This window comes from Pseudomonas sp. RIT623, assembly GCF_004519305.1.
Lineage (GTDB): Bacteria > Pseudomonadota > Gammaproteobacteria > Pseudomonadales > Pseudomonadaceae > Aquipseudomonas.
In genome coordinates this window covers 35,486-61,248 of record NZ_SOZA01000007.1, presented here as the reverse complement: position 1 = coordinate 61,248, position 25,763 = coordinate 35,486, and the positions used below count along the sequence as shown (strand labels likewise).

General features: G+C 63.9%; 21 protein-coding genes and 2 tRNA genes. 18 read left to right on the top strand and 5 right to left on the bottom strand.

All coding sequences use genetic code 11. The features are described from left to right. Positions 1–37: 37 nt before the first annotated feature. Positions 38–649: a trimeric intracellular cation channel family protein gene (locus tag E3U47_RS07185; protein ID WP_023630647.1), complete on the top strand. Its 612-nt coding sequence runs from the start codon at positions 38–40 to the stop codon at positions 647–649. Between the two features lie 976 nt (positions 650–1,625). Here the strand turns inward: E3U47_RS07185 and queG are convergent. Beyond that, positions 1,626–2,690, bottom strand: a complete 1,065-nt coding sequence (queG, locus tag E3U47_RS07165) for a tRNA epoxyqueuosine(34) reductase QueG (RefSeq protein ID WP_134690299.1) — start codon at positions 2,688–2,690, stop codon at positions 1,626–1,628. A gap of 64 nt (positions 2,691–2,754) precedes the next feature. On the opposite strand from queG, the gene E3U47_RS07160 reads away from it, so the two are divergent. From E3U47_RS07160 to E3U47_RS07105, 12 genes are all read left to right on the top strand, one after another. Further along, complete coding sequence (locus E3U47_RS07160; RefSeq protein WP_134690298.1) at positions 2,755–3,606, top strand: NAD(P)H-hydrate dehydratase; 852 nt, start codon at positions 2,755–2,757, stop codon at positions 3,604–3,606. Further along, positions 3,594–4,067 (top strand): tRNA (adenosine(37)-N6)-threonylcarbamoyltransferase complex ATPase subunit type 1 TsaE, encoded by a 474-nt coding sequence (gene tsaE / locus E3U47_RS07155; RefSeq protein ID WP_134690297.1) that lies wholly within the window; start codon positions 3,594–3,596, stop codon positions 4,065–4,067. The genes E3U47_RS07160 and tsaE overlap by 13 nt, the downstream gene beginning before the upstream one ends. After that, the gene (locus tag E3U47_RS07150) at positions 4,068–5,507 is read left to right on the top strand and encodes an N-acetylmuramoyl-L-alanine amidase (RefSeq protein ID WP_372239489.1); all 1,440 of its coding nucleotides are present in this window, start codon (positions 4,068–4,070) and stop codon (positions 5,505–5,507) included. Then, a complete protein-coding gene (gene mutL, locus E3U47_RS07145; RefSeq protein WP_134690295.1) occupies positions 5,507–7,408 on the top strand; it encodes a DNA mismatch repair endonuclease MutL in 1,902 nt (633 codons plus the stop codon). Before E3U47_RS07150 ends, mutL begins: the two co-directional genes overlap by 1 nt. A 1-nt stretch (position 7,409) precedes the next feature. After that, positions 7,410–8,381 carry a tRNA (adenosine(37)-N6)-dimethylallyltransferase MiaA gene (miaA, locus tag E3U47_RS07140; RefSeq protein ID WP_134690294.1) on the top strand — a complete coding sequence of 324 codons (972 nt, stop codon included), beginning with the start codon at positions 7,410–7,412 and terminating at the stop codon, positions 8,379–8,381. A gap of 94 nt (positions 8,382–8,475) precedes the next feature. Further along, on the top strand, positions 8,476–8,736 hold the full coding sequence (hfq, locus tag E3U47_RS07135; protein WP_134690293.1) for an RNA chaperone Hfq: 261 nt from the start codon (positions 8,476–8,478) through the stop codon (positions 8,734–8,736). Between the two features lie 15 nt (positions 8,737–8,751). Beyond that, positions 8,752–10,053 (top strand): ribosome rescue GTPase HflX, encoded by a 1,302-nt coding sequence (hflX, locus tag E3U47_RS07130; protein WP_134690292.1) that lies wholly within the window; start codon positions 8,752–8,754, stop codon positions 10,051–10,053. Positions 10,054–10,149: 96 nt separating this feature from the next. After that, positions 10,150–11,334 carry an FtsH protease activity modulator HflK gene (gene hflK / locus E3U47_RS07125; protein WP_134690291.1) on the top strand — a complete coding sequence of 395 codons (1,185 nt, stop codon included), beginning with the start codon at positions 10,150–10,152 and terminating at the stop codon, positions 11,332–11,334. Beyond that, complete coding sequence (hflC, locus tag E3U47_RS07120) at positions 11,334–12,203, top strand: protease modulator HflC (RefSeq protein WP_134690290.1); 870 nt, start codon at positions 11,334–11,336, stop codon at positions 12,201–12,203. Before hflK ends, hflC begins: the two co-directional genes overlap by 1 nt. 292 nt (positions 12,204–12,495) lie before the next feature. Further along, positions 12,496–13,683, top strand: coding sequence for an ATP phosphoribosyltransferase regulatory subunit (locus tag E3U47_RS07115; protein WP_134690289.1), 1,188 nt, complete (start codon positions 12,496–12,498; stop codon positions 13,681–13,683). Between the two features lie 56 nt (positions 13,684–13,739). Then, complete coding sequence (locus E3U47_RS07110; protein ID WP_134690288.1) at positions 13,740–15,032, top strand: adenylosuccinate synthase; 1,293 nt, start codon at positions 13,740–13,742, stop codon at positions 15,030–15,032. Positions 15,033–15,237: 205 nt separating this feature from the next. Next, on the top strand, positions 15,238–17,172 hold the full coding sequence (locus E3U47_RS07105) for a methyl-accepting chemotaxis protein (protein WP_134690287.1): 1,935 nt from the start codon (positions 15,238–15,240) through the stop codon (positions 17,170–17,172). A 99-nt stretch (positions 17,173–17,271) separates the two neighbouring features. Here E3U47_RS07105 and E3U47_RS07100 read toward each other — a convergent pair whose 3' ends face one another. The 4 genes from E3U47_RS07100 to E3U47_RS07085 all read right to left on the bottom strand — a co-directional run bounded on the left by E3U47_RS07100 (position 17,272) and on the right by E3U47_RS07085 (position 20,281). Continuing rightward, complete coding sequence (locus E3U47_RS07100; protein ID WP_134690286.1) at positions 17,272–18,837, bottom strand: iron ABC transporter permease; 1,566 nt, start codon at positions 18,835–18,837, stop codon at positions 17,272–17,274. Then, positions 18,837–19,850, bottom strand: a complete 1,014-nt coding sequence (locus E3U47_RS07095; protein WP_134690285.1) for an extracellular solute-binding protein — start codon at positions 19,848–19,850, stop codon at positions 18,837–18,839. Before E3U47_RS07095 ends, E3U47_RS07100 begins: the two co-directional genes overlap by 1 nt. Before the next feature lie 169 nt (positions 19,851–20,019). Next, positions 20,020–20,106, bottom strand: a tRNA-Leu gene (locus E3U47_RS07090). An 88-nt stretch (positions 20,107–20,194) separates the two neighbouring features. Further along, positions 20,195–20,281, bottom strand: a tRNA-Leu gene (locus E3U47_RS07085). Positions 20,282–20,551: 270 nt separating this feature from the next. Here E3U47_RS07085 and rnr point away from each other — a divergent pair. The 5 genes from rnr (at position 20,552) to E3U47_RS07060 (ending at position 25,751) form a co-directional block, all read left to right on the top strand. Next, the gene (gene rnr, locus E3U47_RS07080) at positions 20,552–23,131 is read left to right on the top strand and encodes a ribonuclease R (protein ID WP_134690284.1); all 2,580 of its coding nucleotides are present in this window, start codon (positions 20,552–20,554) and stop codon (positions 23,129–23,131) included. Next, positions 23,128–23,871, top strand: a complete 744-nt coding sequence (gene rlmB / locus E3U47_RS07075) for a 23S rRNA (guanosine(2251)-2'-O)-methyltransferase RlmB (RefSeq protein ID WP_134690283.1) — start codon at positions 23,128–23,130, stop codon at positions 23,869–23,871. Before rnr ends, rlmB begins: the two co-directional genes overlap by 4 nt. A 293-nt stretch (positions 23,872–24,164) precedes the next feature. Then, positions 24,165–24,590, top strand: a complete 426-nt coding sequence (gene rpsF, locus E3U47_RS07070; protein ID WP_134690282.1) for a 30S ribosomal protein S6 — start codon at positions 24,165–24,167, stop codon at positions 24,588–24,590. 29 nt (positions 24,591–24,619) lie between these two features. Continuing rightward, entirely contained in the window at positions 24,620–24,850 is a 231-nt protein-coding gene (gene rpsR, locus E3U47_RS07065) for a 30S ribosomal protein S18 (RefSeq protein ID WP_003249563.1), read from the top strand. Positions 24,851–24,884: 34 nt separating this feature from the next. Then, positions 24,885–25,751, top strand: a complete 867-nt coding sequence (locus tag E3U47_RS07060; RefSeq protein WP_134690281.1) for a hypothetical protein — start codon at positions 24,885–24,887, stop codon at positions 25,749–25,751. The last annotated feature ends 12 nt before the right edge of the window (positions 25,752–25,763 follow it).

The window sequence follows — 25,763 nt, the reverse complement described above, 5'->3', positions numbered from 1 at the left end:
GGGTAGACTGCGCGCCTTTCCTGCTCGGGGCCGCACCATGTTGTTGATGCTCTACCTCATCGCCATTACCGCTGAAGCCATGACCGGCGCGTTGTCTGCCGGCCGACGGGGCATGGACTGGTTCGGCGTGGTGTTGATTGCCTGCGTTACCGCGCTGGGTGGCGGCTCAGTGCGTGACGTGCTGCTCGGGCACTACCCGCTGACCTGGGTGAAGCACCCTGAGTACCTGGTGCTGACCAGCTTCGCGGCGCTGCTGACCATCTTCATCGCGCCCTTGATGCGCCATCTGCGGTCGTTGTTCCTGGTGCTCGACGCCCTGGGGCTCGTGGCGTTCACCCTGATCGGCTGCATGACCGCGCTGGAGATGGGGCAAGGGTTCCTTGTCGCTTCCATCAGCGGGGTGATTACCGGGGTGTTTGGCGGCATCCTGCGGGACATCTTCTGCAACGATATTCCGTTGGTGTTTCGGCGTGAGCTATATGCCAGTGTTTCGTTCGCGGCGGCTTGGTTCTATCTGGGGTGTGTTTACTTCAAGGTGCCGGCGGAGCAGGCCATGCTCCTGACCTTGTTCGGTGGTTTTCTCGTGCGGTTGTTGGCGATTCGGTTTCATTGGGAAATGCCGAAGTTTCATTACAACGATCAACAGTGACATCGGCAATGCGTTGAAGTTTTCAGTTTCCCTGTAGGAGCCGGCTTGCCGGCGAGAGGTCATCACTGTATGTACGCAGCAGTGCTTCGATAGCCGCTCAAGGTTCTTGCTCTTGCTCTTGCTCTTGCTCTTGCTCTGTTTTTGATTTTGCTTCTAAGCGCGCGATAGTTCAGGCGACACAAATTGCGACTTCAGGAGGCCGAGCGGAGTTCTTGCGTAGTGGGGCGACGGCCATGGATGGCCGTCGAGCGCTGCGCCCCAGGATGGGGCGTACAGCGCGGTCCCCACGGGAGCAAGAACGGAGCGAGGGAACCCCGGAGCGAAGCGTAGGGGCCGGATGAATGGAGCGAGGATTTTTTGGTTCCTTTTTGATCCTTCAAAAAGGGACCCGCCGTAAGGGCGGAAAGGTGAGTGTGCGTCGCCATCGCCAATGAATGCGCGTATAACTTTCGAAACCCACGCTCTGAAAGTCAAAGTCAAAGTCAAAGTCAAAGTCAAAGTCAAAGTCAAAGTCAAAGTCAAAGTCAAAGTCAAAGTCAAAGTCGTTCGGTGTGGGTTTCTACAGGTGTAAGCGCATTCATTTGCTATGTCGACGCTCAATCACCTTTCCGCCCTTACGGCGGCTCACTTTTTGAAGGATCAAAAAGTAAGCAAAAAATCCTCGCTCCATTCATCCGGCCCTCCGCTACGCTCCGGGTTCCCTCACTCCGGCCTTGCTCCCGGGAGGACCGCGCTGTAGGGCCCATCCTGGGCCCCAGCGCTTGACGGGCATCCATGCCCGTCACCTCCCTACGCAAGGCCTGCGTTCGGCCTCCTGAAGTCGCGAAGTTACGGGCGGCGCCTGCACTGGCGCAGCTGTCGCTAGCGAGTGCTGTGGATAACCTGATGATCGCCAAAGCCAAAGCCAAAGCCAAAGCCAAAGCCAAAGCCAAAGCCAAAGCGAGAGGGGTGAGTGGGTAGTAGGCTGCGGGCTACGTTAAAGGGCGTTGTGGCGGGCCAGCGCCCATTCCACATGCTCGCGTACCAGCTCCGAAGGATCATCCCGTCGGGCATTGAGCGCCTCCAGTACCGGGATGGTCGAGGGCGCATTACCAAGCCCCACCGCAAGGTTACGCAGGAACCGTTCATACCCCGCCCGGCGCAATGGCGAGCCTTCGGTACAGCCGAGAAAGCGCTTTTCATCCCACAGGAACAGCTCGGCCAGCTCGATATTGTCCAGCCCCCGGCGCGGCATGAAGTCGTCTTCTGTAGTGGTCTTGGCGAAACGGTTCCACGGGCAGACGATCTGGCAGTCGTCGCAACCGAACACCCGGTTACCGATCAATGAGCGCAGTTCCAGTGGAATGGCCCCGCGCAATTCGATGGTCAGGTACGAGATGCAGCGCCGGGCATCGAGCTGATAGGGCCCGACGAACGCCTGGGTCGGACAGATATCCAGGCAGGCCTGGCAACGCCCGCAATGATCGCTGCCCTGCACGCCGTCGATCGGCAGCGGCAAGTCGACGAACAGTTCGGCGAGGAAGAAATAGCTGCCCGCCTTGCGGTTGAGCAGCAGGGTGTTCTTGCCGATCCAGCCAAGGCCAGCCTCTTGGGCCAGGGCCTTCTCCAGTACCGGGGCGCTGTCGACGAAGGCGCGGTAGCCGAACGGGCCGATGGCCTCCTGGATGCGGTCGGCGAAGTGCTGCACGCGCTTGCGCACCAGCTTGTGGTAGTCGCGGCCCAGAGCGTAACGCGAGATGTAGGCTTTTTCAGGGTCCGCCAGGCGCTTGGCCATCTGCGTGTCGCCGGGCAGGTAGTCCATGCGCAGCGAGATCACCCGCAACGTACCGGGGATAAGCTCGGCCGGGCGCGAGCGCTTGCTGCCATGCTCGCCCATGTACTCCATCTCACCGTTGTGGCCGGCGGCCAACCAACGCTGCAGGTGCTGTTCGTGCTCGCCAAGGTCGACACCGGCGATGCCGACATGGGCAAAACCGAGTTCGCGGCCCCAATCCTTGATCGATTGGGCCAGTGTGGCGATGTCTGGAAGGTCGGCGGACATGGATGAACAAGCATTACAAGCGGAGGTGCGTATAATTCTGCCAGACATCGGAGCCTTTGACCCCATGCCTCAGACCAAACACCCCCCATTACCGCTCAGCAGCCTGACCTTGGCCAGGTTGCCGCCACGTGCCGCTGATGCCCACAAGGGCGATTTCGGCCATGTGCTGGTGGTCGGTGGCGACCTCGGCACAGGCGGCGCGGTCATGCTCAGTGGCGAGGCGGCGTTGCGTTGCGGCGCCGGCCTGGTCAGCGTGGCTACCCGCCCCGAGCACGTAGCTGCGGGGCTGACACGCCTGCCCGAGACCATGTGGTTGGGCGTGAGCTCGGCCAACCAGCTGATGGCGTTGCTCGAGCGTGCCACGGTGCTGGTGGTCGGCCCTGGTCTCGGCCAGGCCGGTTGGGGGCGCAGCCTGTTGTCGGCGGTGGCCAATGCCCACCGGCCACAGGTGTGGGACGCCGATGCGCTCAACTTGCTGGCACGCACGCCACTGGCACTGCCCAGCGGCAGCATCCTCACCCCGCACCCCGGCGAGGCCGCGCGCCTGCTGGGGATTTCCACCGAGGCGGTGCAGGCCGACCGGCCGGGTGCGGCACGCAAGCTGGCGCGTCGCTACGCCAGCGTCTGCGTGCTCAAGGGCGCCGGCACGTTGGTGGCCGACCCTGGCGGGCAGTTGGCGTTTTGCGGCCGTGGGCACCCAGCCATGGCCGGTGCCGGATTGGGCGATGTGTTGACCGGCGTGCTGGCAGCCTTGCTGGCCCAGGGGCTGGATGCCTGGCAGGCCGCGTGCCTGGGGGTGTGGCTGCATGCGTGTGCCGGCGAGCGGTTGGGTGTCAAAGGTAGAGGGCTGGCGGCCAGTGATCTGGTGCCGGTCATAAGAGCGTTATTGGAGGAGCATTCAGCGTGTCAGGCATAACCCTGTTTCTGGGCGACGAGGACGCCACCGTCGCCTTTGGCGCGAAACTGGCCGAAGTGACCAAAGGTCATGGTGTGATTTTTCTCGAGGGCGACCTGGGGGCCGGCAAAACTACCCTGTCCCGAGGGCTGATTCGTGGCCTGGGCCATATCGGGCCGGTAAAAAGTCCGACATTTACCGTGGTTGAACCCTACGAGATTGGCGAGGTTCGCGCCTTCCATTTCGACCTCTATCGCTTGGTCGACCCGGAAGAGCTCGAGTTCATGGGCATTCGCGATTATTTCGAGGGCGATGCATTGTGCCTGTTCGAATGGCCCGATAAAGGCGCGGGCGTTTTGCCAAAGCCTGACCTGACCATTACCATAAGCCCGCAAGCGGGCGGACGTTCGCTGAACCTGTCGCCGCAGGGGGCTCGCGGCGAAGCCTGGTGTGCCGTTCTGGCCAAAGAATTCATACAGTAAGTGGGGAAAGGTATGCGCATACGCGCACTGGTCGCTGTCGTTGGGCTGCTGCTGACCGCGGTGACCGTTGACGCTCTGGCCGTCACTCAAGTCAAGAGCATGCGCCTGTGGCGCGCTCCGGACAACACGCGGCTGGTCTTCGACCTGTCCGGGCCTGTGCAGCACAGCGTCTTCACCCTGACCGCTCCCGATCGCCTGGTGATCGACATCAACGGCGCCACCCTGGGCGCGCCGCTGAACGTCTCCACCTCGAACACGCCGATCACCAGCGTGCGTTCGGCGCAGCGCACGCCTACCGACCTGCGGGTGGTGGTCGACCTGAAAAAGGCCGTGTCGCCGAAGAGCTTCACCCTGGCGCCGAATGCCCAGTACGGCAATCGCCTGGTGGTCGATCTGTACGACCAGGAGGCCGACGCCATCGCCGCCAGCAACCCGACGCCGCCGCCGACACCGCAGCCACCGGCCACCACGCCGGCGGTGCCCGTCACTCCGGCGCAGCCGGCGATCAAGTTGCCACCGCCACCGAGTGGCAAGCGTGACATCGTCGTCGCCATCGATGCAGGTCACGGCGGTGAAGACCCAGGCGCGTCCGGCTCGCGTGGCCAGCACGAGAAAGACATCGTGCTGCAGATCGCCAAGGAGCTGCAGCGCCAGATCAACACCGAGAAGGGCTACCGCGCCGAACTGACCCGTACCGGCGACTACTTCATCCCGCTGCGCAAACGCACCGAGATCGCTCGCAAGAAAGGTGCCGACCTGTTCGTCTCGATCCACGCCGACGCCGCGCCGTCCAAGGCCGCCTTCGGTGCCTCGGTATTTGCCCTGTCCGACCGTGGTGCCACCTCCGAGACCGCGCGCTGGCTGGCCGACACGGAAAACCGTTCCGACCTGATCGGCGGTGCCGGCAACGTCAGCCTCGACGACAAGGACCGCATGCTTGCAGGCGTGCTGCTCGACCTGTCGATGACCGCCACCTTGAGCTCCAGCCTCAATGTCGGGCAGAAGGTGCTGGGCAACATGGGCCGGGTCACGCCGTTGCACAAACAGCGCGTGGAACAAGCCGGATTCATGGTGCTGAAGTCGCCGGATATCCCGTCGATCCTGGTCGAAACCGGGTTCATCTCCAACGCCAACGAGGCCGCCAAGCTGGCCACCCGTGGCCACCAGCAGGCCCTGGCTCGCTCGATCCACACCGGGGTTCGGCAGTTCTTCCAGCAGAACCCGCCGCCAGGCACCTACATCGCCTGGCTGCGTGACAGCGGCAAGATCGCCCAGGGCCCGCGCGAGCACACCGTGCGTCCCGGCGAGACCCTGGCGATGATCGCCGTGCGCTACCAGGTGAGCGTTGCTGCCCTGCGCAGCAGCAACAGCCTCAAGAGCGACGAGCTGAAAGTCGGCCAGCACCTGGATATCCCCACCACTGCCTTGGCGTCGCAATAATGAGTGGTGGTTCGCGTATCCAGCTGCTCAGCCCACGGCTGGCCAACCAGATCGCCGCCGGCGAGGTGGTCGAGCGCCCCGCCTCGGTGGCCAAGGAGTTGTTGGAGAACAGCCTGGACTCCGGGGCCCGGCGCATCGAAGTCGAGGTAGAACAGGGCGGCGTGAAGCTGCTGCGGGTGCGTGACAATGGCAGTGGCATCGCCCCCGATGACCTGCCGCTGGCCCTGGCGCGTCACGCCACCAGCAAGATCCGCGAACTGGAGGATCTCGAAGGCGTACTTAGCCTTGGGTTTCGCGGCGAGGCCCTGGCATCGATCAGTTCGGTCGCCCGGCTGACCCTGACCTCGCGCACCGCCGAGGCCAGCGAGGCCTGGCAGGTGGAGACCGAAGGCCGTGACATGCTCCCACGGGTGCAGCCCGCGGCGCACCCGGTCGGCACCTCGGTCGAGGTCCGCGACCTGTTCTTCAATACCCCGGCCCGGCGCAAGTTCCTCAAGGCTGAGAAGACCGAATTCGATCACCTGCAAGAAGTGATTCGACGCCTGGCGCTGGCGCGTTTCGACGTAGGCTTCCACCTGCGCCACAACGGCAAGACCATCTTCAGCCTGCATGAGGCTGGCGATGAGATGGCCCGGGCTCGGCGGGTCGGCACCATCTGCGGCCCGGGCTTCCTCGAACAGGCGCTGCCGATCGATGTCGAGCGCAACGGCCTGCGCCTTTGGGGGTGGGTGGGCTTGCCGACCTTCTCGCGCAGCCAGGCCGACTTGCAGTACTTCTTCGTAAATGGCCGCGCTGTGCGCGACAAGCTGGTCGCCCACGCGGTGCGCCAGGCCTATCGCGACGTGCTGTTCAATGGCCGGCACCCGACCTTCGTGCTGTTCCTCGAGTGCGACCCGACCGGGGTGGACGTCAACGTCCACCCCACCAAGCACGAAGTGCGCTTTCGTGAAGGGCGCATGGTCCACGACTTCCTCTATGGCACCTTGCACCGGGCCCTGGCCGATGTGCGCCCGGAAGACCAGCTCGCGGCCCCGGCGGCGGCGAGCGAAATGGTCCGTCCCAGCGGCCAGCAAGCTGGCGAGTTCGGCCCCCAGGGCGAGATGCGCCTGGCTTCGCCGGTGCTCGAGCAGCCCCAGGCCGAGCAACGCCCGACGTTCTCCGGCGGTGGCTCGGGTGCGGGCTATCAGTACCAGTACACGCCGCGACCTGCGCAGCCTTTGAATGTCGGCGAGGCCCAGGCGGCCTATCGCGAATTCTACGCGCCGCTGGATACCGCCAGCGCTGCGCCCAGCAGCCTGCCGGATAGCCAGGGCGACATTCCGCCGCTGGGCTACGCCCTGGCTCAGCTCAAGGGTATCTACATCCTGGCTGAAAACGCCGTCGGCCTGGTGCTGGTGGACATGCACGCGGCCCATGAGCGCATCATGTACGAGCGCCTCAAGGTGGCCATGGCCAGTGAAGGCCTGAGCGGCCAACCGCTGCTGGTGCCGGAGTCGCTGGCAATGAGCCAGCGCGAAGCCGACTGCGCCGAGGAGCATGCCCAGTGGTTCCAGCGGCTGGGCTTCGAACTGCAGCGCCTGGGCCCCGAGACCCTGGCGATCCGGCAGATTCCGGCGTTACTCAAGCAGGCCGAGGCCAACCGCCTGGTGCAGGATGTGCTCGCCGACCTCATGGAGTACGGCACCAGCGACCGTATCCAGGCGCACCTCAACGAGCTGTTGGGGACCATGGCCTGCCATGGCGCGGTGCGCGCCAACCGGCGCCTGGCCATCCCGGAAATGAACGCCTTGCTGCGCGACATGGAAAACACCGAGCGCAGCGGCCAGTGCAACCACGGCCGGCCGACCTGGACCCAGATGGGCCTGGACGACCTGGACAAGCTGTTCCTGCGGGGTCGATGAGATGAGCGCGAAACCCCCGGCGATATTCCTGATGGGCCCGACCGCGGCCGGCAAGACCGACCTCGCCATCGAGCTGACCAAGGTGCTGCCCTGTGAGTTGATCAGCGTCGACTCGGCCCTGGTCTATCGCGGCATGGACATCGGCACCGCGAAGCCCTCCAAAGCAGTGCTGGCCGCCCACCCGCATCGGCTGATCGACATCATCGACCCTGCCGAAAGCTATTCGGCCAAGCGCTTCTGCACTGATGCCCACGAGGCCATGGCCGAGATCACCGCGCGCGGCAAGATCCCGTTGCTGGTCGGCGGCACCATGCTTTATTACAAGGCGCTGGTAGAGGGCCTGGCCGACATGCCGGCCGCCGATCCGTCAGTGCGCGCCGAGCTCGAGGCCCAGGCCGGCACGTTGGGCCTGGCCGAATTGCATCGGCAACTGGCCGAGGTCGACCCGGAATCGGCCGCGCGTATCCATCCGAATGACCCGCAACGGCTGGTTCGCGCGCTTGAAGTGTACCGTGTGAGCGGCCAGACAATGACCGCCCACCGCCAGCGTCAATTCGCGGAAAGTCGCGGCGCAGACGCAAGCGCGGGCGAGCATTTGCCCTATACTGTCGCCAGCCTGGCGATAGCGCCTACAGATCGTCACATTTTGCATGAGCGAATTGCGTTACGATTTTCGCAGATGCTGGAACAGGGCTTCGTCGACGAGGTCCGAACGCTGCGGGCCAGAAGTGACTTGCACGCGGAACTGCCGTCTATACGGGCAGTGGGATATCGACAGGTCTGGGACTATCTCGACGGCAAGCTGTCTGAGAATGAGATGCGTGAACGCGGTATCATTGCCACGCGCCAGCTGGCCAAGCGCCAATTCACCTGGTTGCGCGGCTGGGAAGGCGTGCACTGGCTGGATAGCCTGGCCTGCGACAATCTGTCCCGCACCTTGAAATACCTGGGGACCGTCTCCATATTGAGCTGAGTCCCTGCCAAATGCCGTCTATTCTTGCGAAGGGGCGGCATAATTTATCGATTTTCTTGATTTTCTACTATTGATCCTTACAGGAGTGCGGCATATGTCAAAAGGGCATTCGCTACAAGACCCTTACTTGAACACCTTGAGAAAAGAAAAAGTCCCGGTTTCGATCTATCTGGTCAACGGGATCAAGCTGCAGGGCCAGATCGAATCCTTCGACCAGTTCGTTGTGCTGCTGAAGAACACCGTCAGCCAGATGGTTTACAAGCACGCCATTTCGACTGTCGTCCCTGCCCGTCCGGTTCGCCTGCCAAGCCCGACTGATGCCGATCACGGCGATAGCGAGCCAGGCAACGCTTGAAAGTAGGAGCCTGCATTGTTCTTTGAGCGCCACGGTGGTGGTGAGCGAGCGCTGCTCGTTCACTTGGAAGGTCAGAACCCTGAGGCGCGCGAAGACCCGCAGGAGTTTCAGGAGCTGGCGCTGTCGGCCGGAGCCGATATCGTCTCGCTGGTAACAGTGGCGCGGCATCAGCCCACCGCCAAGTTTCTGATCGGCAGCGGCAAGGTCGAGGAGCTACGCGACCTGGTCCATTCAGCCGAAGCCGACCTGGTGATTTTCAATCACACCCTCACGCCCAGCCAGGAACGCAACCTCGAACGTGTCTTCGAGTGTCGCGTGCTGGACCGTACCGGGCTGATTCTCGATATCTTCGCCCAACGGGCGCGTACTCACGAAGGCAAGCTGCAGGTCGAACTGGCCCAGCTCGAGCACATGAGCACGCGGCTGGTGCGCGGCTGGACCCACCTTGAGCGACAGAAAGGTGGTATCGGCCTGCGCGGCCCGGGTGAGACCCAGCTGGAAACCGACCGCCGTCTGCTGCGGGTGCGCCTGCGCCAGATCAAGGCACGCCTTGAAAAAGTGCGCAGCCAGCGCGAACAGGCCCGTCGCGGGCGCAAGCGCGCGGACATTCCATCGGTGTCGCTGGTGGGCTACACCAACGCCGGCAAGTCGACCCTGTTCAACGCCCTCACCCAATCCGAGGTGTATGCCGCGGACCAGCTGTTCGCCACCCTCGACCCGACCTTGCGCCGGCTCGAGCTGGCCGACCTGGGGCCGATCGTGCTGGCCGACACCGTGGGCTTCATTCGCCACCTGCCGCACAAGCTGGTCGAGGCATTTCGGGCTACGCTCGAAGAGTCGAGCAACTCCGACCTGCTGTTGCACGTGATCGACGCCCATGAGCCCGAGCGCATGGAACAGATCGAGCAGGTGCTGGCGGTGCTGGGCGAGATCGGCGCCGAGAGCTTGCCGATCCTCGAGGTGTATAACAAACTCGACCTGCTCGAAGATGTCGAGCCGCAGATTCAGCGCGATGCCGATGGCAAGCCGCAACGGGTCTGGGTATCGGCACGCGATGGACGTGGCCTGGAGCTGGTTGGCCAGGCGGTGGCCGAGTTGCTGGGGGACGACTTGTATGTCGGCACCCTGTGCCTGGAGCAGCGATTTGCCCGCTTGCGCGCGCAATTCTTTGCCCTGGGTGCCGTGCAGAGTGAAGAGCATGATGAAGAAGGGCGCAGCCTGCTGAGCGTGCGACTGCCCAGGGTCGAGCTGAATCGCCTGGTCAGCCGCGAAGGCATGGAGCCGCAAGTGTTTGTCGAGCAACACACTTTGCAATAAATGCCCGTCGAGGTCGGCGGGCAGCGGTGACAGGCATTCTGTAGCATTGGACGGCGCGCCGTGGGCGCGTCTTTGCTTTATCAGATGGAGAGCGCTATGGCTTGGAACGAGCCGGGTGGCAACTCGAACAATCAGGATCCCTGGGGCGGTCGCCGTAATGGCGGCGGCGGTGGTGGCGACAAGAAAGGTCCACCGGATCTGGACGAGGCCTTCCGCAAGCTGCAGGACAGCCTGAACGGCATGTTCGGCAGTGGCAAGAAACGTGGCGGCGGCGGTGACCGCAATATCGGCAAGGGTGGCGGCTACGGCCTGCTGGGCATCGGCCTGGCGGCTCTGGCGGCAATCTGGCTGTACAACGCCGTGTACGTGGTGGACGAGCAGGAGCAGGCCGTGGTGCTGCGCTTCGGCAAGTACTACGAGACCGTCGGTCCCGGCCTGAATATCTATTTCCCGCCGATCGACCGCAAGTACATGGAAAACGTGACCCGCGAGCGGGCCTACACCAAGCAGGGGCAGATGCTCACGGAAGACGAGAACATCGTCGAAGTGCCGCTGACCGTGCAGTACCGCATCAGCAACCTGCAGGACTTCGTGCTCAACGTCGACCAGCCGGAAGTCAGCCTGCAGCATGCGACCGACAGCGCCCTGCGCCACGTGGTGGGTTCCACCTCGATGGACCAGGTGCTGACCGAAGGCCGCGAGCAGATGGCCGTGGACATCCGCGAGCGTCTGCAGCGTTTCCTCGACACCTACCGTACCGGTATCACCGTCACCCAGGTCAACGTACAGAGCGCGGCAGCCCCGCGTGAAGTGCAGGAAGCCTTCGACGACGTGATCCGTGCCCGTGAGGACGAGCAGCGTGCGCGCAACCAGGCCGAGTCCTACGCCAATGGCGTGGTGCCGGAGGCCCGTGGCCAGGCGCAGCGCATCATCGAGGACGCCAACGGCTACCGCGACGAAGTCATCGCCCGCGCCAAGGGTGAGGCCGATCGCTTCAGCAAGCTGGTCACCGAGTACCGCAAGGCGCCGGAAGTCACGCGTCAGCGCCTGTACCTGGACACCATGCAGGAGGTCTACAGCAACTCCAGCAAGGTCCTGGTCACGGCCAAGGACGGGCAGAACAACCTGCTCTACCTGCCGTTGGACAAGATGGTCGAAGGCAGCCGCAGCAACCCTGCAGCGCCGGTCAGCAGCGTTTCGCCGTCGGTCAATGACGCCGCCGCGCGCGCCGCCCAGGACCTGCAACCACAACCGCCGCTGCGTTCCAGGGAGAGCCGCTGATGAGCAATAAATCGCTGTTCGCCCTGATCGGCGCCGTGGTGCTGGCGATCGTCGCCTGGAACTGCTTCTACATCGTCTCGCAAACTGAACGCGCGGTACTGCTGCAGTTCGGTCGCGTGGTCAAGGCCGATGTCCAGCCTGGCCTGCATGTGAAGGTTCCTTACGTGAACCAGGTGCGCAAGTTCGACGCCCGCCTGATGACCCTCGACGCCCCGACCCAGCGTTTCCTGACGCTGGAGAAGAAAGCGGTGATGGTCGATGCCTATGCCAAGTGGCGGGTGAAGGACGCCGAGCGTTTCTACACCGCGACCTCGGGCATGAAGCAGATCGCCGACGAACGCTTGTCGCGTCGTCTGGAAAGCGGCCTGCGTGACCAGTTCGGTAAACGTACCCTGCACGAGGTGGTTTCCGGTGAACGTGACGCGCTGATGGCCGACATCACCGCTTCGCTGAACCGCATGGCCAGCAAGGAGCTGGGCATCGAGGTGGTCGACGTGCGCGTCAAGGCCATCGACTTGCCGAAGGAAGTCAACCGCAGCGTGTTCGACCGCATGAGCACCGAGCGTGAGCGTGAGGCCCGCGAGCACCGCGCCAAGGGTAACGAACTGGCCGAAGGTATTCGTGCCGACGCCGACCGTCAGCGCCGCGTGCTGCTGGCCGAAGCGTACCGTGAAGCGGAAGAGACCCGCGGTGATGGCGACGCCCAGGCGGCGGCCATCTATGCCAAGGCCTACACCCAGGACGCCGATTTCTACGCGTTCTACCGTAGCCTCAAGGCCTATCGCGAAAGCTTCTCCAGCAAGAGCGACGTGCTGGTCCTGGACGCGAAGAACGAGTTCTTCCGCTACCTGGACAAGAGCAAGCCCTGATGGCGCCCGCATGAGGGAACGCCCCGTCTGGCAGCTAAAATGCCAGGCGGGGTGCATCCTGAATGAAAAGGGGTGTATGATGCGGCAGCCGGGAAATTCCCGGCTTTTTTGCGTCTGCAAGGTTGATTGGCCGCTGGCCTGTTGACGGTTTGGTCAGGACGCAAGGCAATTCGAGGGTATTGGCTACGGTGGTTGCGCTGGGATCGGTGCTGCCCGCTATTGTGCGCCAATGCCTGCTTTACTCACGGCTCGCCAGCTGGCAGGCCGCCCGGACCAGAGGGGAAATGGCGTAATGGCAACGGTAGACCGCTGGCTGCTGCCAGATGGCATCGAGGAAGTACTGCCACCTGAAGCCGCGCGCATCGAAATCGCGCGTCGCCAGGTGTTGGACCTGTTCCAGAGTTGGGGTTACGAACTGGTCGTCACGCCGCATATCGAGTACCTGGAGTCGCTGCTTACCGGCGCCGGCCAGGACCTGGACCAGCGCACCTTCAAGGTGGTCGACCCGCAATCGGGCCGCCTGATGGGCTTCCGCGCCGACTTCACCCCGCAGGTGGCGCGCATCGACGCCCACACCCTGCGCCGTGAAGGCCCGAGCCGCCTGTGCTACGCCGGCAGCGTGCTGCACGCCCAGCCACGTGCTTTGTCCACCTCGCGCAGCCCGATCCAGCTGGGCGCCGAGCTGTACGGCGACGCCAGCCCGACCAGCGATGTCGAGATCATCAGCCTGATGCTCGCCACGCTGCAGCTGACCGACGTGGCGGATGTGCACATGGACCTCGGCCATGTCGGTATCTACCGTGGCCTGGCCCGTGCTGCCAACCTGTCCGGCGCGGTCGAGCAGCAGCTGTTCGACGCCTTGCAGCGCAAGGCCGTCGATGAAGTGCAGGCGCTGACCGCCGACCTGCCCAAGGACCTGGGCAACATGCTGCGCGCCCTGTGCGAGCTGTGTGGTGGCCGTGAGGTGCTGGCCGAGGCCCGCGTGCGTCTGGGCCGCGCCCCAGCCAGCGTGCTGGCGGCGCTGGACGACCTGTTGGCGATCGCCGACCGCCTGGCCGCGCGCTACCCGCAGTTGCCGCTGTACTTCGACCTCGGCGAGTTGCGCGGTTACCACTACCACACCGGCGTGGTGTTCGCCGTGTTCGTCCCGGGCGAGGGTCAATCGATCGCCCAGGGCGGGCGCTACGACGACATCGGCGCCGATTTCGGCCGGGCCCGCCCGGCCACCGGTTTCTCCACGGATTTGAAGACCCTGGTCACACTGGGGCGAGCGGAGGTCGTATTGCCAACTGGCGGCATCTGGATGCCCGACAGCAGCGATGCGGCCCTCTGGCAGATGGTCTGCCAGTTGCGCAACGAGGGCCAGCGTGTGGTCCAGGCTCTGCCTGGCCAGCCGCTGAGTGCTGCTCTCGAGGCGGATTGTGATCGGCAATTGATTCAGCAAGACGGGCGCTGGCAGGTTCTGCCGCTGACCCATTGAGATTCTGCGCCGGCAATGGGCCGGCAACCAAGTTTGCGTGAATGAGGACAAGTGTTATGGGTAAGAATGTCGTCGTCCTGGGCACCCAGTGGGGTGATGAGGGCAAAGGCAAGATCGTCGATCTGCTGACCGAACATGCTGCCGCCGTAGTGCGCTACCAAGGTGGCCACAACGCGGGTCACACCCTGGTGATCAACGGTGAGAAGACCGTTCTGCACCTGATTCCTTCGGGCATCTTGCGTGAAGGCGTACAGTGCCTGATCGGCAACGGCGTGGTCGTTGCACCGGACGCCCTGATGCGTGAAATCACCAAGCTCGAAGAGAAGGGCGTACCGGTGCGTGAGCGCCTGCGCATCAGCCCGGCCGCGCCGCTGATCCTGTCCTACCACGTGGCGCTGGACCAGGCCCGTGAGAAGGCCCGTGGCGAAGCCAAGATCGGCACCACCGGCCGTGGCATCGGCCCAGCCTACGAAGACAAGGTCGCTCGCCGTGGCCTGCGCGTCGGCGATCTGTTCCACCGCGAACGTTTCGCCGCCAAGCTCGGTGAGCTGCTGGACTACCACAACTTCCAGCTGGTCAATTACTACAAAGAGCCGGCCATCGACTTCCAGCAGACCCTGGACGAGTGCATGGCCTACGCCGAGCAGCTCAAGCCGATGATGCTCGACGTCACCGCCGAGCTGCACAACCTGCGCCGCGCCGGCAAGGACATCATGTTCGAAGGCGCCCAGGGCTCGCTGCTGGACATCGACCACGGCACCTACCCGTACGTCACCAGCTCCAACACCACCGCCGGCGGCATCTCCACCGGTTCCGGCGTTGGCCCGATGTACCTGGACTACATCCTCGGCATCACCAAGGCCTACACCACCCGCGTCGGTTCCGGCCCGTTCCCGACCGAACTGTTCGACGAGACCGGCGCCACCCTGGCCAAGCGTGGCCACGAGTTCGGTTCGACCACCGGCCGTGCCCGTCGCTGCGGCTGGTTCGATGCCGTGATCCTGCGTCGCGCCATCGACGTCAACAGCATCTCGGGCATCTGCCTGACCAAGCTGGACGTGCTGGACGGCCTGGAGACCATCAACATCTGCGTGGGCTACAAGAACGAGAACGGCACCGTCATCGACGCGCCTTCCGACGCCGACAGCTACATCGGCCTGGAGCCGGTGTACGAAGAGATGCCAGGCTGGAGCGAATCGACCCTGGGCGTGAAAACCCTGGAGCAACTGCCAGCCGCCGCGCGCGCTTACATCAAGCGCATCGAGGAGCTGGTGGGTGCGCCGATCGATATCATCTCGACCGGCCCGGACCGCAACGAGACCATCGTGCTGCGTCATCCGTTCGCCTGATCAGCTACCCCGCTAGCCGACTGAACGCCGCGCCCCCGCAAGGAGGCGCGGCGTTTTCATGTGGGCAGCCCGCGTGCGCGCACAAATGCCTTGCCTCGCGCTTCCCTTTGGCGTTTATGCCTGCTGCCTCCGGCACAACCCTTGCTGTAAGAAGTTTCTGTAAATGCCATCAAAGTAATGGCCCCAGAAACACGAGGGTTACAACGTGTCCGCCATCCTTTCACTGTTACGAAGCCGCCTGTTGCGGCCTGTGTTTGTTGCGCTTGGTATCGCTCTTCTGGTGCAGGTGCTGGTTGCCGTCGCACTGACGCGGAGCACGGTCACCGCCTTGGAGGCCGATTTGGGGGCGCGCCTGGGCAATGACAGCCAGAAACTGGCTGGCGAACTGGAACAGGCCGGGGAGGATGTCCGGGCTGGGCTCGACAGCCTTTCGGTCAGTACGCGCCAGCGTTTGAGTGCGGGCCTGTCCAGCCGTCTGCAGGATGAGCAGCAGCAGCTGCGCGCAACGCTGGAGGAAAATCTCAGGGACTCGGCCCATGAAATGGCCGATCTGTTGGCCTCGGTCGCGCCACGGGCGATCTGGGACAACGACGTGCCGATGCTCTCGGACTTCGCTCGCCGTGCCCAGCGCAATCCCAATGTGCTGTTCGTGATCTACGACGATGTCCAGGGCCAGCACCTGACCCGCTACCTCAACCGGCAGAACCCGATCAACCAGGCATTGATGGAAAAGGGCCAGGGTGAGCGCGCGTTGGACAAGGTGCTGGATGCCGCGCGCAAGGATCCGTCGGTGTACTTCGTCGAAGCGTCGATCAACCCCAACGGCGCAGAGATCGGCAAGGTGCTGATGGGCGTGTCCACTGCGGGCATCGACCAGGAACTGAAGGCCCTCGATCAGCGCTTCGCGGCCTTGATCGCCAGTGGCGAGCAACTGGTCGGGGACAGCCTGGTGGCCGCCGCCGCCGACAGCGGCAAGGCCTTGCGTGCGCGCCTGGAGACAGCACAGCACAGCGCCACGGCGATGCAGGCCAATACCGCGCAGACCGTGCGTGATGCCGCCGCCGAGCTACGCTGGCGCATCGGCCTGGGCCTGGTGCTGGTAGGGTTGGGTGTGTTGCTGGTGGTGGCCGTGGTGCTCGGGCGCCGTGTACTCAGCAAGCTTGGCCTGCTGATCGCCGCGTTGAACGACCTGGCCGCCGGCGAGGGCGACCTGACCAAGCGCGTCAAGCTCGACAGCCGCGACGAGATCGGCGACATGGCCTCGGCGGTCAACCGCTTCGTCGACAAGCTGCAGCCCATCGTCCGCGAAGCTGGCGAGGTGGCCCAGCGTACTGGCGTGGAGATCGACAGCATGGCCCAGCGCAACGCCGGGGCCGATGCCGCCGCCGCGTTGCAGCGCGACGAAGTGGCTGCCAGCCTGCGCGACCTGTCGAGCATGGCTGACGAGGCCCAGGCCGAGAGCCATGCCATGCAGGCGGCATTGCAGCAGGTGGTGGGCATTCGCCAGGCCACCGATGAGAACAGCCAGGCGACCACGCAGCTGGCGCGGCTGATCGAGAACCTGGCCGGCGAGGTGCAGACCGGTTCCCAGGTGATCGAGCGGCTGGCCCAGCAGAGCGAGCAGATCGAGGTGGTGCTGACGGTGATCCACGGCATCGCCGAGCAGACCAACTTGCTGGCGCTCAATGCGGCCATCGAGGCGGCGCGGGCGGGGGAGACCGGGCGTGGCTTCGCCGTGGTGGCCGATGAGGTACGTGCCTTGGCGAGCAAGACGCAGAGTTCGACCGGGGACATCCAGTCGCACATCGCTGCCCTGCAGCAGGGCGCCAAGGAGGCGGTGGCGACCATCAGCCAGGCAGGGCGCCAGGCCAGCGAAGGCTTGCTGGTGCTGCGCGACAACGAGCGGCGTCAGCAATCGGTGCAGGCTGCGGTGGAGCAGGTGCATGCGGCGATCGGCCTGGCCACCCGCGCGGCGGAGCAGCAGGCCAATGGCGCGCAGGCGGTGCGCGGGCGAGTGGAAACCATCCACGCTCAGGCCGAGCGTTCGGCCGAGGTGGTGATGCAGACCACCGCCAGCAGCAAGGTGCTGGATGACCTGGCCGCGCAGTTGCGCGCCAGCCTGGGGCAGTTCAGGGCCTGAGGTGCGCCGGCAAGCCGGCTCCTACACGAGACCCCTGTTCGCCGGCAAGCTGGCTCTTACACGAAACCTGTAGGAGCCGGCTTGCCGGCGAACAGGGGCTCACGCCTTGTTCAGATACATCCGCGTAGTCAGCAGGTACACCGGCAGCCCCGACACCACGATCAGCAACGCCGCATAAGGCGCCGCCGCCGCGAACTCGACGTTGGCGGTATGCGCCCATACCTCGGTGGCCAAGGTGGTCATGCCGGTGGGGCTGAGCAGCAAGGTCGCGGTCAGTTCCTTCATCGCATCCAGGAACACCAAGGCGAACGCCGCCGCCATCGCCGGGAAGATGATCGGCAGGGTGACCCGACAGAACGCCGCGAAGCTGCTCGCGCCCAGGGTTCGCGCCGCCTCTTCCAGGTTCGGCGAGGCCTTGTTCAGCGCCGTGCGCACCGGCGACTGGGCCAGCGGCAGGAATAGCAGCGCGTAGGCCAGGATCAGCAAGGCGGTGGTCTGGTACAGCGCCGGCACATAGTGCAAGGCGAAGAACACCAGGGTTAGCGCGATCACCAGCCCGGGCAGGGCGTGCAGCAGGTATGGCAGGCGTTCGGCCCAGATCGCCAGGCGCCCCTTGTAGCGCACCACCAGGAAGCTGATCGGCAATGCCAGCAGCACGCAGAAGCCGGCGCCACCCAGCGACACCGACAACGAAGTGACCAGGGCCTTGCTGATGGCCGCAACCGGGAACGCCGCCGACGAGCCGACGCTCAGCCAGTAGCCGAGCATCGCCAGCGGAATGCCGCTGCCCAGCACCGCCAGCGCCAGGCAGAACAGCTGCCCCAGGGGCATCCAGCCACGCAGGCGCAGCGGCTGGGCGCGGCGCGCCACGCCCTGGCCGATGCGCACGTGGCGGGCCTTGCCGCGCACCCGCAGCTCCAGCCACAGCATCGCCAGGCACAGCGCCAGCAGCACGGCCGAAAGCATCGCGGCATTGGCGTTGCTGAACTCCAGCTCGAACTGCTGGTAGATCGCCGTGGTGAAGGTCTGCAAGCCGAGGATCGACAGCGCGCCGAACTCCACCAGCATGTGCAGGGCGATCAGCAGCGCGCCGCCGAGCATCGATGGCCACAGCAGCGGCAGGGTGATCTTGTGGAATACGCCCCAGCGGCTGCAGCCCAGGGTGCGCGCAGACTCTTCCAGCGCGGTGTCGAGGTTGCGCAGGGTGGCGGCCACCGGCAGGAACACCAGCGGGTACTTGGACAGCGCCATCACCAGGATCGCCCCGCCGAGGCCTTCGAAGTCCGAGCTCAGCGACACCCAGGTGAAGCTGCTGACGAACGACGGCACGGCGAACGGCAGGCACAGCACCACGCCCCACAGGCGACGGCCCGGCAGGTCGCTGCGCTCCAGCAGCCAGGCCAGGGCCACGCCGACCACCAGGCACAGCGCGGTGACGCCGACCATCAGCAGCAGGGTATTGCGCAGCAGGCCCCAGACGAACGGGCGCCACAGCAGGCGCAGCGCCTCGTGCCAGCCGGCATCCCAGGCCTTGAGCCCGACGTACAGCAAGGGCAGCACGCTCATGGCCACCAGGAACAGCACGGGCAGTACCACCCAGACGGATGGGCGCTTGCGCCGTGGAACGAAGCGGGCCAGGGCGGGCGAGGGCAGGGCGGCGGTCATCAGAGCAGGCCAACCTCACGTTCGAGCTCGATGGCCTCCTCGGCGTTGCCCAGGTCGGCTGGCGAGATCTGCGGTGGGCGCAGTTCGTCGAATGGCTTCAGGCCACGATCGGAGACCATGCCCTTGTGCAGTGGATACTCGGCGGTGGTCTGGGTGATCACGCGCTGGCCTTCTTCACTGGCCATCCAGTTGAGCAGGGCCTGGGCTTGCTTGGGGTGTTTGCTGGCCTTGACCACCGCGGCGCCGGAAACGGTGACCAGGTTGCCGGCATCGCCATCGGCCAAGTAGTAAAGCTTGGAGTCCAGCTTGCCGCGCTCGCGCTCAAGGGCATACCAGTAGTAGTTGTTCACCAGTACCGCGGCCACTTCGCCTTTTTCCACGGCCTTGAGGGCAACCATATTGTTGGTGTAGGTCTTGCCGAAGGCTTTCAGGCCGGTCAGCCATTCCTCGGTGGCTTCGCGCCCGTGCATCTTCAGGATGGCCACGGCCTGTTCCTGGAAGGCGCCGCTGGTGGGGACATAGCCGACGCGTCCGTCCCATTCAGGGCCGGCGAAGTCCATCACCGTCGTCGGCAGGTCTTTCTCGTCGATCTTCTTCGGGTTGAACACCACGATGCGGGTGCGGGCGGTGATGCCCATCCAGGTGCCGTTGGCGCCTACATATTCCTTGGGCATCATGTTCGCGGTGGCGTCATCGATCTTCGCCAGCAGGCCCAGCTCGCCCAGGTTGTTCAGGGGCGGGGATTCCTCGGTGTAGATGATGTCGGCCGGCGAGCGCGCGCCTTCCTCGATGATCTGGCTGGCCAGCTGGTTGCTGCTGCCCTTGCGGATATTGATGTGGATGCCGGTCTTGGCCTCGTAGGCCTTGGCTATGGCTTCGCCGATTTCCTTGTGCTGGCCGTTGTACATCGTCAACGTGACGGGGTCGTCTGCCAGGGCGGCCGGAGCGCCGATCACCAGGCTCAGAACTGCAGCGGCCAGGGTGCGCATCAGCGGTTGCGGGCGGATCGTCATGCGGGTACTTCCTCGCTTACGGCTACATATTTGGAAACAATGGTAAACGAAATCGTTTCTCAAATGGGCGCATGACGGGAAATTCATGAGTTTGTAGGAGAGGGCTTTGGTTGCCTGCAAAAAAACGCAGGCAAGAAAAAACCCACTAGCAAGCTAGTGGGTTTTTGTATGGTGCCCAGGAGAAGACTCGAACTTCCACGACCGTTAAGTCACTGATACCTGAAACCAGCGCGTCTACCAATTCCGCCACCTGGGCAAAGCTTTGCATCATCTGTCGAAGGCGACTATCGTACGCTTTCACACAGTAGTAACAGATCCTTGGTCATCTGTTACTTGAAAAATTTTGGTGCCCAGGAGAAGACTCGAACTTCCACGGCCGTTAAGCCACTGATACCTGAAACCAGCGCGTCTACCAATTCCGCCACCTGGGCACACATTCGAGATTAAAGAGGCTTTACAGCGTCGTTGATCTCTACTACAACTTCGGGGTTGTCCGTCGTTGTGGTGCGCACTATACGGACGCTCCTGATGCCTGTAAAGCCCCCGATCAAAAAAAATCTCAAAAAATTCAACTTGTTGATTCCGCAGGCCTATTGTCGCTCGCCAAGCACCGTGTCGGGGCTGTCCAAGGCTGAGATTTCCGGTTTCAATACGCCTATGCCAGAATTCCTATCTATATACCCCAAGGTGAACCCCTTCTGATGGCCGATTGGCAATCCCTCGATCCCGAGGCCGCTCGCGAAGCGGAAAAATACGACAATCCTATTCCTAGCCGTGAGCTGATCCTGCAGCGCCTCGCCGACCGCGGCGAACCGGCAGCCCGCGAACAGCTGGCCGAAGAATTCGGTCTTTATGAAGAAGACCAAATTGAAGCCCTGCGTCGCCGCCTGCGCGCGATGGAGCGTGACGGTCAGCTCATCTATACCCGGCGCGGCACCTATGCCCCGGTGGACAAGCTCGACCTGATCTGCGGCCGTGTCTCCGGCCACCGCGATGGCTTTGGCTTCCTGATCCCCGACGACGGCAGCGAGGACCTGTTCCTCAGCCCGGCGCAAATGCGCCTGGTGTTCGACGGCGACCGTGGCCTGGCCCGCGTCTCTGGCGTCGACCGTCGTGGCCGGCGCGAAGGCGTGCTGGTCGAAGTCATCTCCCGTGCCCACGAAAGCGTGGTCGGCCGCTACTTCGAAGAAGGCGGCATCGGCTACGTGACCCCGGACAACCCGAAGATCCAGCAGGAAGTGCTGGTCACCGCCGGGCGCAACGGTGGGGCGAAGATCGGTCAGTTCGTTTCGATCAAGATCACCCACTGGCCAACCCCGCGTTTCCAGCCGCAGGGTGACGTGGTCGAGGTGATCGGCAACTACATGGCCCCGGGCATGGAGATCGACATCGCCCTGCGCAGCTACGACATCCCGCATGTCTGGCCCAAGGACGTGATCAAGGAAGCGCGCAAGTTCCGCTCCGAGGTCGAGGAGAAGGACAAGGAGAGGCGCGTCGACCTGCGCCACCTGCCGTTCGTCACCATCGATGGCGAGGACGCCCGCGACTTCGACGACGCCGTCTACTGCGAACCCCTGGGCAAGCTGCGCCTGTTCTCCGGTGGCTGGCGCCTGTACGTGGCGATCGCCGACGTGTCCAGCTACGTGCGCCTGGGTTCGGCCTTGGACGTCGAGGCCCAGCAGCGCGGCAACTCGGTGTACTTCCCCGAGCGGGTGATCCCGATGTTGCCCGAGGAACTGTCCAACGGCCTGTGCTCGCTGAACCCGCACGTCGATCGTCTGGCCATGGTTTGCGAAATGACCATGAACAAGGCCGGTCAGATGGTCGACTACCAGTTCTACGAAGGCGTCATCCACTCCCATGCGCGCCTGACCTACAACAAGGTCAGCAGCATGCTCGAGCATGCTCGTACCCGTGAGGGCAAGGCGCTGCGCGAGGAGTACAAGGAGGTCCTGCCGGACCTGAAGAACCTGTACAACCTCTACAAGGTGTTGGTCGATGCCCGCCATACCCGCGGTGCGATCGATTTCGAAACCCAGGAAACCCGGATCATCTTCGGCGATGACCGCAAGATCGACGAAATTCGTCCGACCGTGCGCAACGACGCCCACAAGCTGATCGAGGAGTGCATGCTGGCGGCCAACGTCGCCACCGCCGAGTTCCTGCAAAAGCACAATGTGCCAGCGCTGTACCGCGTGCACGACGGCCCGCCGCCGGAGCGCCTGGAAAAACTGCGCGCCTTCCTCGGCGAGCTGGGCCTGACCCTGCACAAGGGCAAGGACCCGTCGCCCAAGGATTACCAGGCCCTGCTGGCGAGCATCGCCGGACGCCCGGACTTCCACCTGATCCAGACCGTCATGCTGCGCTCGCTGAGCCAGGCGGTGTACAGCGTCGAGAACAACGGCCACTTCGGCCTGAACTACGAGGCCTACACCCACTTCACCTCGCCGATCCGCCGCTACCCGGACCTGTTGGTGCACCGTGCCATTCGCAGCGTGATCCGCTCCAAGGTCGACACCCCGCACGTCAAGCGTGCCGGCGCCATGAGCATCCCCAAGGCGCGTATCTACCCGTACGACGAGAACAGCCTGGAGCAGATGGGCGAGCAGTGCTCGATGACCGAGCGTCGCGCCGACGAGGCCACCCGCGACGTGGTCAACTGGCTCAAGTGCGAATACATGCGCGACCGCGTGGGCGAGACCTTCCCCGGGGTGATCACCGCGGTGACCGGTTTTGGCCTGTTCATCGAGCTGACCGATATCTATGTCGAGGGCCTGGTCCACGTCAGCGCCTTGCCGGGCGACTACTACCACTTCGACCCGGTGCACCACCGCCTGTCGGGTGAGCGCAGTGGCCGCAGCTTCCGCCTGGGCGACACCGTGGAAGTCAAGGTCATGCGCGTCGACCTCGAGCAGCGCAAGATCGACTTCGAAATGTCCGAAGCCACGGTCAACGCGCCGGTCGGCCGCAAGCCCGCCGCCGCAGGCAAGGCTGCTGCAGCCGGCAAGGCTGTGTCCGAGCCTGCCCCAGCGTCCGAGGCGAAGATTTCGCCCAAGCCGCGCAGCCGCAAGAGCGAGGCCGCCGAGGCGTACTTCCCGAAAGACGCCGTGCAGCGCAACGCCGAAGTGCGCAAGAGCCGCGAAATGAAAAAGGCCCTGATGGGCGAAGCGCGCCATGCCGGCAGCAAGCCGGAGAAGGGCGCCAAGGCGTCGGGCAAGACCAAGCATCGCAAGGGGCCGTCGAAATCCGGCGCGCCACGTAAGGGCAAGAGCAAGTCATGAGTCAGCTGGAAAAGATCTACGGCGTGCACGCCGTCCAGGCGCTGCTGCAACACCACCCCAAGCGGGTCAAGCAGATCTGGCTCTCCGAGGGGCGTAGCGAACCGCGTATCCAGGCGTTGCTGGAGCTGGCCGCGCAGAACCGCGTGCAGGTCGGCCAGGCCGAGCGCCGCGAGCTCGATGCCTGGGTCGAGGGTGTGCACCAGGGCGTGGTCGCCGAGGTGAGCCCGAGCCAGGTGTGGGGCGAAGCGATGCTTGACGAGTTGCTCGAGCGCAGCGAAACCCCGCCGCTGATCCTGGTGCTCGATGGTGTCACCGATCCGCACAACCTTGGCGCCTGCCTGCGCACCGCCGATGCTGCCGGCGCCACCGCGGTGGTGATTCCCAAGGACAAGTCGGCCACGCTCACCGGCGTGGTGCGCAAGGTCGCTTGCGGCGCTGCCGAGGTGATGCCGCTGGTGGCCGTGACCAACCTCGCCCGTACCCTGGAGAAACTCCAGCAGCGCGGGTTGTGGGTGGTCGGCACCGCCGGTGAGGCCGAGCAGGAGATCTACCAGCAGGACTTGACCGGCCCGCTGGTGATGATCATGGGCGCCGAAGGCAAGGGCATGCGCCGCCTGACCCGCGAGCACTGCGACTTCCTGGTGAAGCTGCCGATGGGCGGCAGTGTCAGCAGCCTGAACGTCTCGGTGGCCACCGGGGTGTGTCTGTTCGAGGCCGTGCGTCAGCGTCAGAAAACCTGAAAGCTGGCGTTATCTCTGTAGGAGCCGGCCTTGCCGGCGAACACCGGCGTAGCCGGTGCCATGCACTGTGGTGCCTGTTTCGCCAGCAAGGCTGGCTCCTACAAGAACGATCGATGCCGGGTTGTTCAAATAATCGCCAATCACCTTGCTTGTCCCTGCGGCCTTCTCTACAATTGCGCCCCTTGCCGAGTTGGCAGGCGCGCATGCGCCTTCGCTCAGGGCAAGACATACAGTGTCATTCACTCCTTGTCTGACCAGGTTGCTGGCAGACTACTAACCCGTAAGGAGCATTCATGCGTCATTACGAAATCATCTTCCTGGTTCACCCGGACCAGAGCGAGCAAGTCGGCGGCATGGTTGAGCGTTACACCAAGCTGATCGAAGAAGATGGTGGCAAGATCCACCGCCTGGAAGACTGGGGCCGCCGTCAGCTGGCCTACGCAATCAACAATGTTCACAAGGCTCACTACGTGATGCTGAACGTTGAGTGCACCGGCAAGGCCCTGGCCGAGCTGGAAGACAACTTCCGCTACAACGATGCCGTGATCCGTAACCTGGTCATCCGTCGCGACGAAGCCGTCACCGGCCCGTCCGAGATGCTCAAGGCCGAAGAGAACCGCAGCGAGCGCCGTGAGCGTCGTGAACGTCCTGAAAATGCTGATGGCGCCGATGGCGACGACAGCAATGACAGCGACAACAGCGACAACGCTGACGAGTAATCCACGGACCTTCTTGAGGAGCCAATCACATGGCACGTTTCTTCCGTCGTCGTAAATTCTGCCGCTTCACTGCTGAAGACGTGAAAGAGATCGACTTCAAAGATCTCAACACCCTGAAAGCTTACGTATCCGAAACCGGCAAGATCGTTCCAAGCCGCATCACCGGTACCAAAGCTCGTTATCAGCGTCAGCTGGCTACCGCTATCAAGCGCGCCCGCTTCCTGGCCCTGCTGCCCTACACCGACAGCCACGGCCGCTGAGACCGGGTCGTCGACTAGGTAGCAAGGGATACGCATGCGAGCGTTAGCTAGTTTCATCATGCGCGGTCGTGTGCAGGCCACCCTCGTGGTGGTCATCAGCGCGGTACTGCCGCTGCTGTTCTGGTTGAGTGCCGCCGCCGGGAGCCTGGTGTTCCTGCGGCGCGGGTTCAAGGATGCATCATCGGTCATTGCCTGGGGCCTTTTGCCTGGCGTGGCGATGTGGGTATTCGGCGAGCCAAGCACCTTGCTGGTGTTTCTGGGAACGTTGGGGCTGGCCGCGCTATTGCGCGCCGAGCACAGCTGGGCCCGGATACTGTTGTCGAGCATCGTGCTGGCATTGCTGTATGGCCTGGTCCTTGATGTGGTACTGCGTGACACCTTCGCAATGCTGGCCCAGGCGCTTGAAAAAGCCCTGCCGCAGTTCGAAGGCAAGCCGGTGCTGCCCGGTGAGCTGATCAGTCCGTTGCTGATCGCCTCCAGTGCGGTAATGCTGCAGTTGTTCAGTGTGCTGGCGTTGATGCTGGCGCGTTACTGGCAAGCGGCGTTGTACAACCCCGGTGGCTTCGGTCGCGAATTTCGCGAACTGCGGTTGCCGAAAGTGCCCATGCTGGCACTGGTGTCGCTGATGGTACTGGGTCCGTTTCTCGGGCCGCAGTTCATCGTGCTGGCATCGGCCTCCAGCCTGGTGCTGCTGCTGGCAGCCATCGCCCTGGTTCATGGGTTGGTGGCGCAGGGGCGACTCGCCGGCTTCTGGCTGGTGGGGCTGTACGTGACGCTACCGCTGCTCATGCAGCTGATTTATCCGTTGCTCGTGGTTCTGGCCATTGTCGACAGCCTGATTGATTTTCGCGGTCGCAAGTCCCCTTCACAGGGTGATGACTCCGCGAACGGTGAAGGTTAAAAGTTAAGAGGT

What these genes read in the sequence shown, in the direction of transcription:
- hflC (WP_134690290.1), top strand. Translation starts at nt 11,334, where the DNA reads ATGAGCAATAAATCGCTGTTCGCCCTGATCGGCGCCGTGGTGCTGGCG.
- E3U47_RS07160 (WP_134690298.1), top strand. Translation starts at nt 2,755, where the DNA reads ATGCCTCAGACCAAACACCCCCCATTACCGCTCAGCAGCCTGACCTTG.
- rnr (WP_134690284.1), top strand. Translation starts at nt 20,552, where the DNA reads ATGGCCGATTGGCAATCCCTCGATCCCGAGGCCGCTCGCGAAGCGGAA.
- rpsF (WP_134690282.1), top strand. Translation starts at nt 24,165, where the DNA reads ATGCGTCATTACGAAATCATCTTCCTGGTTCACCCGGACCAGAGCGAG.
- rlmB (WP_134690283.1), top strand. Translation starts at nt 23,128, where the DNA reads ATGAGTCAGCTGGAAAAGATCTACGGCGTGCACGCCGTCCAGGCGCTG.
- E3U47_RS07060 (WP_134690281.1), top strand. Translation starts at nt 24,885, where the DNA reads ATGCGAGCGTTAGCTAGTTTCATCATGCGCGGTCGTGTGCAGGCCACC.
- miaA (WP_134690294.1), top strand. Translation starts at nt 7,410, where the DNA reads ATGAGCGCGAAACCCCCGGCGATATTCCTGATGGGCCCGACCGCGGCC.
- E3U47_RS07100 (WP_134690286.1), bottom strand. Translation starts at nt 18,837, where the DNA reads ATGACCGCCGCCCTGCCCTCGCCCGCCCTGGCCCGCTTCGTTCCACGG.
- E3U47_RS07115 (WP_134690289.1), top strand. Translation starts at nt 12,496, where the DNA reads ATGGCAACGGTAGACCGCTGGCTGCTGCCAGATGGCATCGAGGAAGTA.
- rpsR (WP_003249563.1), top strand. Translation starts at nt 24,620, where the DNA reads ATGGCACGTTTCTTCCGTCGTCGTAAATTCTGCCGCTTCACTGCTGAA.
- E3U47_RS07185 (WP_023630647.1), top strand. Translation starts at nt 38, where the DNA reads ATGTTGTTGATGCTCTACCTCATCGCCATTACCGCTGAAGCCATGACC.
- mutL (WP_134690295.1), top strand. Translation starts at nt 5,507, where the DNA reads ATGAGTGGTGGTTCGCGTATCCAGCTGCTCAGCCCACGGCTGGCCAAC.
- E3U47_RS07110 (WP_134690288.1), top strand. Translation starts at nt 13,740, where the DNA reads ATGGGTAAGAATGTCGTCGTCCTGGGCACCCAGTGGGGTGATGAGGGC.
- E3U47_RS07095 (WP_134690285.1), bottom strand. Translation starts at nt 19,850, where the DNA reads ATGACGATCCGCCCGCAACCGCTGATGCGCACCCTGGCCGCTGCAGTT.
- hflK (WP_134690291.1), top strand. Translation starts at nt 10,150, where the DNA reads ATGGCTTGGAACGAGCCGGGTGGCAACTCGAACAATCAGGATCCCTGG.
- hfq (WP_134690293.1), top strand. Translation starts at nt 8,476, where the DNA reads ATGTCAAAAGGGCATTCGCTACAAGACCCTTACTTGAACACCTTGAGA.
- queG (WP_134690299.1), bottom strand. Translation starts at nt 2,690, where the DNA reads ATGTCCGCCGACCTTCCAGACATCGCCACACTGGCCCAATCGATCAAG.